Source organism: Actinacidiphila polyblastidii (assembly GCF_036353415.1).
GTDB lineage: Bacteria > Actinomycetota > Actinomycetes > Streptomycetales > Streptomycetaceae > Actinacidiphila > Actinacidiphila polyblastidii.
The window spans coordinates 18,693-31,391 of record NZ_JAZEWV010000010.1; the positions used below are offsets into that span (position 1 = coordinate 18,693).

Here is a 12,699-nt window from a genome sequence, read left to right on the forward strand (position 1 = left end):
GGCCGGGCCGGATAGCCTCACCAGGGTGGCAACCCGCATCACCCGACCCGAGCAGCTGCACGAGCTGCTGGGCATCCCGTTCACCCCGGAGCAGCTGGCGTGCATCACCGCGCCGCTCGCGCCGGGCGTGATCGTGGCCGGAGCGGGGTCGGGCAAGACCACCGTGATGGCCGCGCGGGTGGTGTGGCTGGCCGGCACCGGGCAGGTCGCGCCCGAGCAGGTGCTCGGCCTGACCTTCACCAACAAGGCGGCGGGCGAGCTGTCCGAGCGGGTCCGCAGGGCGCTGGCCCAGGCCGGTGTCACCGGCGACGGCGAGCCCGGCGGCATCCCGGCGCCGGCCGCCGGGACGGGCCGCCGGGAGCCGGGCGATCCCGACGCGGTGGCGGGCGACCCGCAGATCTCCACCTACCACGCGTTCGCCGGGCAGCTGCTGAAGGACCACGGCATGCGGATCGGGCTGGAGCCGACCGCGCGGCTGCTCGCCGACGCGACCCGCTACCAGCTGGCCGCGAAGGTGCTGCGGACCGCGCCCGGCCCGTATCCGGCGCTCACCAAGGGGCTGCCGGCGCTGGTCGCCGACCTGCTCGCGCTGAGCGGGGAGCTGTCCGAGCACCTCGTGCCGGCCGAGCGGCTGCGCGGCTACGACGAGCGGCTGGCCGCGGAGCTGGCCGCCGTCGACCCGGCGCGGCGCGGCAACGCCTGGGTGAAGGACGTCGTCCAGGCCGGCGCCGCCCGCCGCGACCTGGCCGGCCTCGCCGCCGCCTACCGCGAGGAGAAGCGGCGCCGCGACCTGATCGACTTCGGCGACCAGATCGCGCTGTCCGCCCGCCTCGCGCAGAGCAGACCCGAGGTCGGCGTGATCCTCCGCGAGCAGTACCGGGTGGTGCTGCTCGACGAGTACCAGGACACCTCGGTCGCGCAGCGGCTGCTGCTCGCCGGGCTCTTCGGCGGCGGCAGCGGCCACGCCGTGACCGCGGTCGGCGACCCCTGCCAGGCCATCTACGGCTGGCGCGGCGCGTCGGTGGCGAACCTCGACGACTTCCCGCGCCACTTCCCGTACGCCGACGGCCGGCCCGCCGACCGCTACGCGCTCAGCGAGAACCGCCGCTCCGGCGGCCGGCTGCTCGACCTCGCCAACACCCTCGCCACCGAACTGCGCGCACGCCACGAGGGCGTCGAGGCGCTGCGTCCCGCGCCTGGCGCCGAGCGCGACGGCCTGGTGCGCTGCGCCCTGCTGCCCACGCAGGAGCAGGAGACCGCCTGGCTCGCCGACTCCGTCGCCCACCTGGTGGGCACCGGCACGCCGCCCGGCGAGATCGCCGTGCTGTGCCGTACCGCCGGGCGGTTCCCCGAGATCCACGCCGCGCTGGTGGCCCGCGACGTGCCCGTCGAGGTGGTCGGCCTGTCCGGGCTGCTGCACCTGCCCGAGGTCGCCGACCTCGTCGCCACCTGCGAGGTGCTGCACGACCCGACGGCCAACGCCGCGCTGGTGCGCCTGCTGACCGGCCCGCGCTGGCGGATCGGGCCGCGCGACCTGGCGCTGCTCGGCCGGCTGGCCCGCACCCTGGTCCGGCACGGGCGGCCCGCGGACGGCGCCGACCCGCTGGCCGCCGCGGTCGAGGGCGTCGACCCGGCCGAGGTGGTCTCGCTCGCCGACGCCCTGGAGACCTTCCTCGACAGCGCGGCGCTGGCCCCCGGCGACGGCGCCGACCTGCCGTTCTCCGCCGAGGCGCGGGTACGGTTCGCCCGGTTCGCCGCCGAGACGAGGGAGCTGCGCCGGGCGCTCGCCGACCCGCTGATGGACGTCCTGCACCGGGTGCTGGCCGTCACCGGCCTGGAGGTGGAGCTGTCCGCGTCCCCGCACGCGCTCGCCGCGCGCCGCCGCGAGACCCTGCACGCCTTCCTGGACGTGGCCGCCGGGTTCGCCGCGCTGGACGGCGAGGCGACGCTGCTGGCGTTCCTGGGGTTCCTGCGCACCGCGGCCGAGTACGAGAAGGGCCTGGACAGCTCGCTGCCCGGCGGCGAGAACACCGTCAAGGTGCTCACCGCGCACAAGTCCAAGGGCCTGGAGTGGGACGTCGTCGTGGTGCCGGGGCTGGTCGAGAAGGGCTTCCCCAGCAGCCGCGGCCGGGAGCTGTGGCCGGTCAACGCCAAGGTGCTGCCGCACGGCCTGCGGGGTGACACGGCCACCCTGCCCGAGGTCGCCGAGTGGACCCGCGGCGGACTCGAGGGCTTCCGCGCCGCGATGAAGGAGCACCAGCGCGTCGAGGAACTGCGGCTGGGCTACGTCACCTTCACCCGGCCGCGGTCGCTGCTGCTCGGCTCCGGGCACTGGTGGGGGCCGACGCAGAAGTCGCCGTTCGGGCCCTCCGCCTTCCTGGAGGCGCTGCGCGAGCACTGCGAGGCGGGGCACGGCGAGGTCGAGGCGTGGGCGGAGCCGCCCGCCGACGGCGAGGAGAACCCCTCGCTGGCGGACGCGACCGAGCCGCCGTGGCCGCTGCCGCTCGACCCGGCCGCGCTGGAGCGGCGCCGGCAGGCCGCGAAGACGGTGCTCGCGCACGCTGACGCCGCGGCGGACGCGGCGGACGCGCGGACGGGTGCGGCGGGGCCGGCCGGGCCCGGCGACGACGACGGGCTCGTACCGGAGGAGACCCGGCTCGCCGCCTCCTGGGACCGCGACCTGGAGGCGCTCGCCGACGAGCTGCGCCGGGCCAGGTCGACCGTGCGGGACGTGCCGCTGCCGGCGTCGCTGACCGCCACCCAGCTGATGCGGCTCGCCGCCGACCCCGACGGGCTGGCCAGGGAGCTGGCCCGGCCGATGCCCAGGCCGCCCGCGCCGGCCGCCCGCCGCGGCACCCGCTTCCACGCCTGGGTCGAGTCGCGGTTCGACGTGCGGCCGCTGTTCGGGCCCGAGGACCTGCCCGGGGTCGCGGGGGAGGCGGTCCACGACATCGCCGACGAACGCGACCTGGCCGCGCTGAAGGAGGCGTTCCTGCGCACCCCGTACGCGGACCGGAGGCCGTACGCCGTGGAGCAGCCGTTCCAGCTCGCGCTGGGCGGGCGGGTGATCCGCGGCCGCATCGACGCCGTGTACCGGGAGGAGGCCGGCGCAGGACCGGACGGCGCGGAGCCGGGCCGGGCGGACCCGGACGGCGGTGTGACGTACGACGTACTGGACTGGAAGACCGGCCATCCCGCCACCAGCCGCGGCGACCCGCTGCAGCTCGCCGTCTACCGGCTGGCGTGGGCGGAGCGGACGGGTGTGCCCCTGCACCGGGTGCGGGCCGCCTTCCTCTACGTGCGCACCGGGGAGATCTCCCGGCCGCGCGACCTGCCCGACCGGGCGGCGCTCGAACGCCTCCTCGGCTGAGCACCGGCCCGTCCCGGCCCGGCCCGGTAGGCGTGCACGGTAGGCGTGCCCGCCGCCCGGTACGTCCGGAGCGCCCCGCTAGGCTGCTGGTCATGAGCTTCACCCCGGACAGCGCCGTCCGTACGCACGATCGGCACGACCAGGACCATCGCGGCCCCTTCCTCGCCGAGCCCCTGGGAATTTCCGTGCCGTCCGGCGGTTGGCACTACCGGTGGGACGAGCCGGCCGCCGCCCGCAGGCGAGCCGCGGCACGGCAACGATCGACGGGGAAGTAGGAAGCACCTTGACCGGACTCGACTCGACGTCGCGACCCGTGGCCCTCACCTCCAGCGGCGTGGACCGCGCCGCCCAGCACCGCCTCGACGAGGTGTGGCTGGCGGCGGCCTGGAGCCACCCCAGCACCCGGGTGTTCGTGGTCTCGGGCGGCCAGGTGCTGGTCGAGGAGACACCGGACGGCACGACCGAACTGGTGATGACACCGGCGTTCGACGCGCCGGAGACCGAGACGCACCGCTACTTCCTGGGCATCGACCCCGACGGCGTGCGCTACTTCGCGCTGCAGAAGGACACGCTGCCCGGCCGGATGGACGAGGCCGCCCGCCCGGCCGGGCTGCGCGAGGTCGGCGGCCTGCTCTCGCCGCTGGAGGCCGGCCTGATGGTGCACGCGGTCGCGCTGGAGAACTGGCAGCGGATGCACCGCTTCTGCTCCCGCTGCGGGGAGCGCACCGTCATCGCCGCAGCGGGCCACATCCGGCGCTGCCCCGCCTGCGGCGCCGAGCACTACCCGCGCACCGACCCGGCGGTGATCATGCTGGTCACCGACGAGGAGGACCGCGCGCTGCTCGGCCGGCAGGTGCTGTGGCCCGAGGGCCGCTTCTCCACGCTGGCGGGCTTCGTGGAGCCCGGCGAGTCGATAGAGGCCGCGGTGCGGCGCGAGGTCGCCGAGGAGGTCGGCGTCACCGTCGGCGAGGTGGAGTACATGGCCAGCCAGCCCTGGCCGTTCCCGTCGAGCCTGATGCTGGGCTTCACCGCACGGGCGACGACCTCGGAGATCACCGTCGACGGCGAGGAGATCCACGAGGCGCGCTGGTTCTCCCGGGACGACCTGCGGACCGCGTTCGAGTCCGGGGAGGTGCTGCCTCCGTTCGGCATCTCGATCGCGGCCCGCCTGATCGAGCAGTGGTACGGCAAGCCGCTGCCGCGGCCCGGCACCGGACGCTGACCCCGCGCCTGACGCCGGCCCACCGCCGGACGCTGACCCCGCGCCGGGCCGGCCGGCCCGGCGCATCGGCGGGTGCCCGGGTCAGACGGCGATCTTCTCCTTGACCTGCGCCAGCGAGGGGTTGGTCAGCGTGGAGCCGTCGGCGAAGAGGACGGTCGGCACGGTCTGGTTGCCGCCGTTCGCCTTCTCGACGAACTGCGCCGAGGCGGGGTCCTCCTCGATGTTGATCTCGCTGTACGTGATGCCTTCGCGATCCAGCTGGGACTTCAGCCGGCGGCAGTAGCCGCACCAGGAGGTGCTGTACATGGTCACAGTGCCCGACATCGCTTCTCGCTCCTCGTCCAAGGGGGCCGGTCGTGCGACCGGTGCTAGGCGGAACGCCCCGCGGGGCCCGGACATTCCGTCCCGAAGGCCGCCGGCGCGATCCGTGCCCCGGAACGGGAATACCGTCCCGGGGATCCATCGTCCGTTCCATCGTCGCACCGGGACCGGGCCGCCAGAACCCGGCCTGTGGACAACGTCCGGCCGACGGCCGCCTGTGGACAACGGTCCCGGGCCGACGGCCGGAAGTGGCACAGTGGCGGGGTGAACGCGACACTCCACGACTCGCTCTTCCCCGCGGTGCCGGACTCCGCCGACGCGGTGCTCGACGGACTCGACCCCGAGCAGCGCGCCGTCGCCACGGCGCTGCGCGGCCCGGTGTGCGTGCTGGCAGGCGCCGGCACCGGCAAGACCCGGGCGATCACCCACCGGATCGCCTACGGGGTGCGCGCGGGCATCCTCCAGCCCGCGAGCGTGCTCGCGGTGACCTTCACCGCGCGGGCCGCGGGGGAGATGCGCGGCCGGCTGCGGCTGCTGGGCGCGGGCGGCGTGCAGGCGCGCACCTTCCACTCCGCCGCGCTGCGCCAGCTGCAGTACTTCTGGCCGCGCGCGGTCGGCGGCGAGATGCCGCGGCTGCTGGAGCGCAAGGTGCAGCTGGTCGCCGAGGCCGGCGCGCGCTGCCGCATCCGCCTGGACCGCAACGAGCTGCGGGACGTCACCGGCGAGATCGAATGGTGCAAGGTCACCCAGACCGTCCCGGAGGAGTACGCGACGGCCGCCGCCAAGACCGGCCGCGACGTGCCGCGCGACCCGGCCGAGGTCGCCCGCGTCTACACCACGTACGAGCAGCTCAAGCGGGACCGCGGGGTGATCGACTTCGAGGACGTGCTGCTGCTGACCGTCGGGGTGCTGCAGGACCGGCCGGACGTGGCGGAGGCCGTGCGCTCGCAGTACCAGCACTTCGTCGTCGACGAGTACCAGGACGTCAGCCCGCTGCAGCAGCGCCTGCTCGACCTGTGGCTCGGCGGGCGGGACGACCTGTGCGTGGTCGGCGACGCCTCGCAGACGATCTACTCCTTCACCGGCGCCACCCCCGACTTCCTGCTGGGCTTCCGGGGCCGCCACCCGCAGGCCACCGTCGTGAAGCTGGTGCGGGACTACCGCTCCACCCCGCAGGTCGTCGGCCTGGCGAACGGCCTGCTGGCCCAGGCGCGCGGCCAGGCCGCCGCGCACCGGCTGGAGCTGGTCTCGCAGCGCGAGGCGGGGCCCGAGCCGTCCTTCGCCGAGTACCCGGACGAGCCGGCCGAGGCCGAGGGCGCCGCGCGGCGGATCAGGGAGCTGATGGACGCGGGGGTGCGGCCGAGCGAGATCGCCGTGCTCTACCGCATCAACGCGCAGTCGGAGGTCTACGAGCAGGCGCTCGCCGACGCCGGGGTGCCCTACCAGCTGCGAGGCGCCGAGCGGTTCTTCGAGCGCCCGGAGGTGCGCGAGGCGGGGCTGCTGCTGCGCGGCGCCGCACGGGCCGCGGCCGACCCCGACCAGGCCGGGTCAGGCATCCCCGACCAGGTGCGCGCGGTGCTCAGCTCCCGCGGCTGGGCCTCGGAGCCGCCGGCCGGCTCGGGGGCGGTGCGCGACCGCTGGGAGTCGCTCGCGGCGCTGGTCCGGCTGGCGGAGGACTTCGCGGCCGCCCGCCCGGACGCGGGCCTCGGCGACTTCGTGGCCGAGCTGGACGAGCGGGCGAACGCGCAGCACGCCCCCACCGTCGAGGGCGTCACCCTGGCGTCCCTGCACGCGGCCAAGGGCCTGGAGTGGGACGCGGTGTTCCTCGTCGGGCTGACCGAGGGCACCCTGCCGATCACCTACGCCAAGACCGACGAGCAGGTCGAGGAGGAGCGCCGGCTGCTCTACGTGGGGGTGACCAGGGCGCGGTTCCACCTCGGCCTGTCCTGGGCGCTGTCGCGCTCGCCCGGCGGCCGTGGCAGCAGGCGGCCGTCCCGGTTCCTCGACGGGCTGCGTCCGGGCTCCACGCCGCGCGGCGCCCGGGGCGCGGGCGGCGGCGCCGGCGCAGAGCGCGGCTCCGGCGGGCGCAAGCGGCGCGGCCCGGTGCAGTGCCGGGTGTGCGGGCGCACGCTGTCGGAGGCCGGCGAGATCAAGCTGATGCGCTGTGAGGACTGCCCGTCGGACCTCGACGAGGCGCTCTACGAGCGGCTCAGGGCCTGGCGTATGGAGCAGGCGAAGGCGGTCGGCCATCCCGCCTATGTGGTCTTCACCGACAAGACGCTGCTGGCCATCGCGGAGGTCCGGCCGTCCGGCGAGGCGGAGCTGGCGCAGATCCCCGGAGTGGGTGCGCGCAAGCTCGAGAAGTTCGGCGCGGACGTACTCGCCTTGTGCGCCGGCGAGGAACCGGGGATTCCGGATTCGGCTCTGCCCGAACTCCCCGACCAGGCCCCCGACCTGCCCGAAGAATCTTCTGAAGAAGAAGCAGAAAAATAGTTTGCGCATCCCGCGGAGAGCCCCATAGCCTTCACGAGCGCGGTCGAGAACGGCTCTTCCAAGAGCCCGCCCGGTCGTGATGTAATAAGCAAGTCCGTTCCACTGTCCTTACGAGACGCCGAGAGGAGGCGAGCCCCATGATCAGCCAGATGACCACCATCAAAATGACCGATCGTCCGGTCATCGCCGCCTGCTCGCTCGACGTCTCCTTTGCCGGCACCGGCATGCGTGGCACCGGTCTGTCCGTCTCCTCCGCTCTGCTCCCGGTCCTGCCGGTGCGGGTGCGCAGTGAGCGACCGATCGAGGCGCCCGCGGCGGCGGCGAAGGCAGAGGCCACGGCCTATGCCTTCGCGGCGGCGGCCAACGGCGCCGGCGCTGGTACCGCCGAGGGCGCAGAAGGCGCCAATGGACACGCGAACGGACAGCAGAAGACGCAGCAGCACGGCAAGTGGGCCTTCCGCGGGCTCGAACCCTGGAGTGATCCAGCCTGACGACACATCAGGTCGGCACCTTCAGGGCCGCGGAATCCCAGACCGGGATCCGCGGCCCTTCTGTTTTCTTCAGACCTGCACCACCGGGAAACCGGCCGAACCACAGAGCGGCCGGACGACAGACGAGGAACGCAGCCACCGTGCATACCGCCCAGCACGCCACCTCCGGAACCAAGCCCGACCTCGGCCACCCGCCCGCAACGCCCCCCTCGGAGACCCCCTTGCTGCCCCTGACCGAACTCGACGACGAGATCGAGCGACTCGGCGTGCCCGTCCCGTGCCGGACCTACGACCCCGAGGTCTTCTTCGCGGAGTCCCCGGCCGATGTCGAGTACGCCAAGTCCCTCTGCCAGACCTGTCCGGTGCGTGACGCCTGCCTGGCCGGCGCCAAGGACCGCCGCGAGCCCTGGGGTGTCTGGGGCGGCGAGCTGTTCATCCAGGGCGTCGTCGTGCCCCGCAAGCGGCCGCGTGGCCGCCCGCGCAAGGACGCTGTCGCAGCATGAACATCAGGAAGACCACCGCCCCCGGAACCATCGACCGTCCCCGGACGCATGACCCCAAGAATCAGGCCCCGATGACCCCCTCGCTCACCGAACGCCCCGCACGCTCCTCCGGCGCCTTCGCGTCGCACCAGAACAGGAACCTCGAAATGCAACTCATGCCAGAAGCCCTGGCCCGTGCCCATATGCAACAGCGCCTGCAGGAGGCGGAGCACGAACGCAGGTCGCTCCGACTGCTCGCGGCGCGCCGCCTCCAGCGCCGCGCCGAGCGCGCCTCGCTGCGCGCCCGCCGCGCGCTGGCCATGGCCGTCATGCAGTAACAGCGTGGAACGGCCGCGCGCGGAACCGCTCCCCGCATCCGCGCGTCCGGCCCACTGACGCCACCGCCATCGCGGGGCCGGTCGACACCGACCGGCCCCGCGGTGCGTTACGGCGACAAACCCGGCGTCCGCGGAGGTATCGTCAACCGGTGGATCACAAGACCTCTCAGACCACGGGTCAGAGCACGACGTGCGGCCGCTGCGGCGCCACACACGAGGGTCTGCCGCTGACCTGGACGTGTTCGGTGGAGAACGGCCGCCGCGTCTACTTCTGCGAGAGCTGCGCGCGCCGGCATCTGCGCAGCATCGAGGGCAGGCTCGACTCCGCCTGGTGGTGACCGGCCGCCCGTGGTGCGGGCGACCGGATCACGCGGACTCCGCCGCGCCCCCGGCCTCGAACCCGGGCAGCCACTCCCGCAGCTCCTCGCGCAGCCGCACCGTCGCCCCCAGCTGGCAGAGCACCCCGACGGTGCTCAGCGTCACGCGGTGGATCAGCAGATACGACGGCGGCAGGTTCAGCTGCCGCCCCAACTGGTGGGCCGGGGAGCGCGGGTCGGCGATCCTCGCCGCCTGCGCGCGCATCCACGCCCGGTCGAACGGGAAGTCCTCCCGGCCGGCCGGCTCGATGATCGGCCGCAGGTAGTCGAGCACGGCGTCCGCGTCCAGGGTGATCGTCGGCTTGACGAAGCCCTCGCTGCGCAGCATCGCGTAGACGTGCTCGGCCTCGCCCGCCAGGGCGAGCCGCAGCGCGGTGCCGATCGGCAGCGGCAGCCCCTCCGGCAGCCGGTCCACCGTGCCGAAGTCCAGCACGCCCAGCCGCCAGCCCTGCGCGGGGCCGCCGTCGGTCAGCAGCCGGAAGTTCCCCGGGTGCGGGTCCGCGTGCAGCAGCCCGGTGCGGGCCGGGCCGGCGAACAGGAAGTGCGCCAGCAGCTGCCCCGCCCGGTCCCGCATCTCCCGGCTGCCCGAGGAGATCACCTCCGACAGCGGCACCCCGTCCATCCACTCGGTGACCAGCACCTGGTCCGCCTGGTGGACGACGTCCGGGACCACCACGTCCGGGTCCTCGGCGAACTCCACCGCGTGCACGTGCTGCGCCGCGGCCTCCAGCCCGTAGTCCAGCTCCTCCGCGACCCGGGCGCGCAGCTCGGCGAGCAGCGGCTTGACGTCCATCCCGGGGATCAGCGGCCCGAACAGCCGGGCCACCCGGCCCAGCTGCGACAGGTCCGAGAGCAGCGCGTCTCCGGCCCCCGGGTACTGGACCTTCACCGCGACCTTGCGCCCGTCGCTCCACACCGCGCGGTGCACCTGCCCGATCGACGCCGCCGCCGCCGGCACGTCCTCGAACTCGGCGAACAGCGACCGCCATTCCGAGCCCAGCTGCTCCGCCAGTACCCGGTGCACGGTGCGTGCGGGCATCGGCGGCGCCGCCTCCTGGAGCTTGGTGAGCGCCGCCCGGTAGGGGCCGGCCACGTCCTCCGGCAGCGCGGACTCGAAGACCGACAGGGCCTGGCCGAACTTCATGGCCCCGCCCTTCAGCTCCCCGAGCACCTTGAAGAGCTGTTCCGCGGTGCGTTCCTGCAGCTCGGTGGCGACCTCGTCGGCCGGCCGGCCGCCCAGGCGCTTGCCCAGCCCCAGCGTGGCCCGGCCGGCGAAACCCAGCGGGAGCGCCGCCAGCTTCGCCGTGCGGGTCACCGCCTTGCGCGGAAGATCAGACATGCGCTCCTCATTTCCGGTCGGTCACATGGCCATTGTGCCTCTCTGCGCCCAGGTGGCCGCGAAGCTCCCGGCCAAGAGTGGGTCAGCTCTGCCGGGGCGCGGCGCTTCGTCCCGCTCGTCCCGCTCCTCCTGCCCGGCGGTCCGGGCGGCCGCCGCCGCCCCGCAGCCGCAGCGGGCGTCACCCGGCACCGGCAGCGTCCGCACGGCCGGGCCGGCCGAGGGCAGCTCCAGCCGCGCCCCCGCGCTCGGCGGCAGCCGGCCGTCCAGCTGGGCCAGCACGTGGCCCGCGGCGGTCCCCGCGACGGTGGTCGCCAGCGCGATGTCGCAGGCCGGGACCGCGGGCCGGCGGCCGGACCGCAGCTGCGCCAGCAGCAGCGGCCAGGCCGGATCGCGGCCGGCCAGCAGCAGGCCCAGGCACTGCCCGCAGGCCGTGCGGCCCGGCAGCACCAGCGGACCCACCACGCCGGTGCCCTCCAGCACCCCCGCGTAGAGGTGCGGCACGCCTGAGGCGACCAGCGCGCGCGCCTGCTCCTCCTCCGGCGCGAAGGCGTCCAACCCGTCGCGCGGCGCCACCACCGTGACCACGGCGCCCGCCCCCGGCCCCGCGCTCCACCGCGGGCCCGGCCTGGCGCCGGACCCCGGCCCCGTACCGCCCCGGGCGCGGCCCGGCGGCGCGGGTGGCCCGGCCCTTCCCCTGCCGCCGCCCGCGTCGGCCGGCCGGCGCCGCTCCTCCGGCGCGGCGCGGCGGACCGCCGCACGGCCGGCCGCGTCGCGGCGGTCGCCGACGTGCTCGGCCGGGATGCCGCAGGGACCGGCGTCCCAGGGCTCGACGCGCCCGCTGTCCACCAGGTCCACCGCGCCGACCCCGGCAGCCGACAGCACCGCGGCCAGCGCGGAGCCGACCCGCCCGGCGCCGAGCACCCGCACCCGCGATGCCCTCCGGTGCCGTATCCGGGCGGGTGCCGCGCCCGGCGCCGGATGGACCAGGGAAAGGGCGGCGAGGTCGGGGCGCAGCCGGTCCAGCAGCGGCGTCCGGTGGCGCACCGCGGTGGACAGCGCGGAGTGGGCCGCCGCGTCGTCCAGCGCGCCGCCCTCCGCGAGCCGGGCGAGCAGGCGCCGCACCTGTTCGGGACCGAGGCCGAGCGCGGCGGCGTCCACGGTCAGGGTGTCCATCCCGCGGGTGCCGTCCAGCAGCTCCAGGAAGGCCGCCGCCGCGCCGTCCACCGGCGCGAGGACCACCGCGTGCCGCGGGTCCACACCGAACTGCAGGCTCTCCCCGTCCCGCCAGCCGCGCCGCAGCGCGGACTTCAGCACCGGTCGCACCGCCCTCACCTCCCTCGCATCCGCCCGGACCCGCTCCACCCGCCCTCGCGGACCTGGAGCGACCTGTCGAGCACTCTCCGTCATCGACGCGTCCCAGAATGCCCGCTTCGGCCTCGCGCGCCGCGAAGTTATCCACAGGTTGTGGGGGATCGTCGTTCAATATGCGTACGAACCGAGGTGATTCCCGGAGCAACCGGCACGGAGACGGGACTTCCCACAGGCACAGCGGGTAACGTCGAGCCGTGGCCGCCGATCCAGTGCGCAATCTCACCAGTCAGCCTGCCCCAGGTGCCCGGCCCGGCGGGCTGAGCGGGGCGAGTGGCGCAGGTGGGACGGGTGCCGCGGGCGGGACGGCCGGGGGCGCCGCGCCCGGATCGCTGGGCGCCGCGGCCGGCAGGAGCGCCGTCGAGGTGCGCCGCAGCGCCCGCAGGCGCCGTACGGTCTCGGCGTACCGCGACGGCGACCGGACGGTGGTCCTCATCCCGGCCCGGATGTCCGCCGCCGAGGAGCAGCGCTGGGTGGCGACGATGCTCGACAAGCTCGCCGCGCAGGAGAGCCGCCGGATGCCCGGCGACGACGAGCTGGCGGCCCGCGCCGAACGCCTCTCCGACCAGTACCTGCACGGCCGCGCGGTGCCCGACACGGTCCGCTGGGTCACCAACCAGAACTCCCGCTGGGGCTCGTGCACCCCCTCCGAGGGCAGCATCCGCCTGTCCCACCGGCTGCGGGGCATGCCCGAGTACGTCATCGACTACGTGCTGCTGCACGAACTCGCGCACCTCCTGGTGCCCGGCCACGGCCCGCGGTTCTGGAAACTGCTGGAGGGCTATCCGCGCACCGAGCGGGCCCGCGGTTTCCTGGAGGGCGTGGTCGCCGCCGAGCGGCTGCCCAACCCGCCGGGGCCCGACGAGGAATAGCCGCTGTCGTTGCGACCGGTTAGCCT

12 protein-coding genes are annotated in these 12,699 nt (G+C 75.1%); 9 read left to right on the forward strand and 3 right to left on the reverse strand.

Features of this window, described 5'->3' with window-relative positions; translation table 11 throughout:
* Positions 1-25: 25 nt before the first annotated feature.
* The 3 genes from V2S66_RS14565 to nudC all read left to right on the forward strand — a co-directional run bounded on the left by V2S66_RS14565 (position 26) and on the right by nudC (position 4,592).
* Positions 26-3,370, forward strand: a complete 3,345-nt coding sequence (locus V2S66_RS14565; RefSeq protein WP_330795386.1) for an ATP-dependent DNA helicase — start codon at positions 26-28, stop codon at positions 3,368-3,370.
* A 92-nt stretch (positions 3,371-3,462) separates the two neighbouring features.
* On the forward strand, positions 3,463-3,645 hold the full coding sequence (locus tag V2S66_RS14570) for a hypothetical protein (protein WP_330795387.1): 183 nt from the start codon (positions 3,463-3,465) through the stop codon (positions 3,643-3,645).
* An 8-nt stretch (positions 3,646-3,653) separates the two neighbouring features.
* Positions 3,654-4,592, forward strand: coding sequence for an NAD(+) diphosphatase (nudC, locus tag V2S66_RS14575; protein WP_330795389.1), 939 nt, complete (start codon positions 3,654-3,656; stop codon positions 4,590-4,592).
* A gap of 81 nt (positions 4,593-4,673) precedes the next feature.
* Here nudC and V2S66_RS14580 read toward each other — a convergent pair whose 3' ends face one another.
* Positions 4,674-4,916 (reverse strand): mycoredoxin, encoded by a 243-nt coding sequence (locus tag V2S66_RS14580; protein WP_330795391.1) that lies wholly within the window; start codon positions 4,914-4,916, stop codon positions 4,674-4,676.
* Positions 4,917-5,177: 261 nt separating this feature from the next.
* Between V2S66_RS14580 and V2S66_RS14585 the strand changes: the two genes are divergently transcribed.
* The 5 genes from V2S66_RS14585 (at position 5,178) to V2S66_RS14605 (ending at position 9,055) form a co-directional block, all read left to right on the forward strand.
* Positions 5,178-7,406, forward strand: coding sequence for an ATP-dependent DNA helicase UvrD2 (locus V2S66_RS14585; protein ID WP_330795393.1), 2,229 nt, complete (start codon positions 5,178-5,180; stop codon positions 7,404-7,406).
* A gap of 137 nt (positions 7,407-7,543) precedes the next feature.
* A complete protein-coding gene (locus V2S66_RS14590; protein ID WP_330795395.1) occupies positions 7,544-7,897 on the forward strand; it encodes a hypothetical protein in 354 nt (117 codons plus the stop codon).
* A 140-nt stretch (positions 7,898-8,037) separates the two neighbouring features.
* Entirely contained in the window at positions 8,038-8,400 is a 363-nt protein-coding gene (locus tag V2S66_RS14595) for a WhiB family transcriptional regulator (RefSeq protein WP_330795396.1), read from the forward strand.
* Entirely contained in the window at positions 8,397-8,717 is a 321-nt protein-coding gene (locus V2S66_RS14600; RefSeq protein ID WP_330795398.1) for a hypothetical protein, read from the forward strand. Before V2S66_RS14595 ends, V2S66_RS14600 begins: the two co-directional genes overlap by 4 nt.
* Before the next feature lie 149 nt (positions 8,718-8,866).
* A complete protein-coding gene (locus tag V2S66_RS14605) occupies positions 8,867-9,055 on the forward strand; it encodes a hypothetical protein (protein WP_330795400.1) in 189 nt (62 codons plus the stop codon).
* Between the two features lie 28 nt (positions 9,056-9,083).
* On the opposite strand, the gene V2S66_RS14610 is transcribed toward V2S66_RS14605, so the two are convergent.
* Entirely contained in the window at positions 9,084-10,433 is a 1,350-nt protein-coding gene (locus tag V2S66_RS14610; RefSeq protein ID WP_330795402.1) for an ABC1 kinase family protein, read from the reverse strand.
* Positions 10,434-10,454: 21 nt separating this feature from the next.
* Positions 10,455-11,756, reverse strand: a complete 1,302-nt coding sequence (locus tag V2S66_RS14615) for a ThiF family adenylyltransferase (protein ID WP_330795404.1) — start codon at positions 11,754-11,756, stop codon at positions 10,455-10,457.
* Between the two features lie 377 nt (positions 11,757-12,133).
* Between V2S66_RS14615 and V2S66_RS14620 the strand changes: the two genes are divergently transcribed.
* Positions 12,134-12,673: a M48 metallopeptidase family protein gene (locus V2S66_RS14620; RefSeq protein WP_330795745.1), complete on the forward strand. Its 540-nt coding sequence runs from the start codon at positions 12,134-12,136 to the stop codon at positions 12,671-12,673.
* Positions 12,674-12,699: the final 26 nt, after the last annotated feature.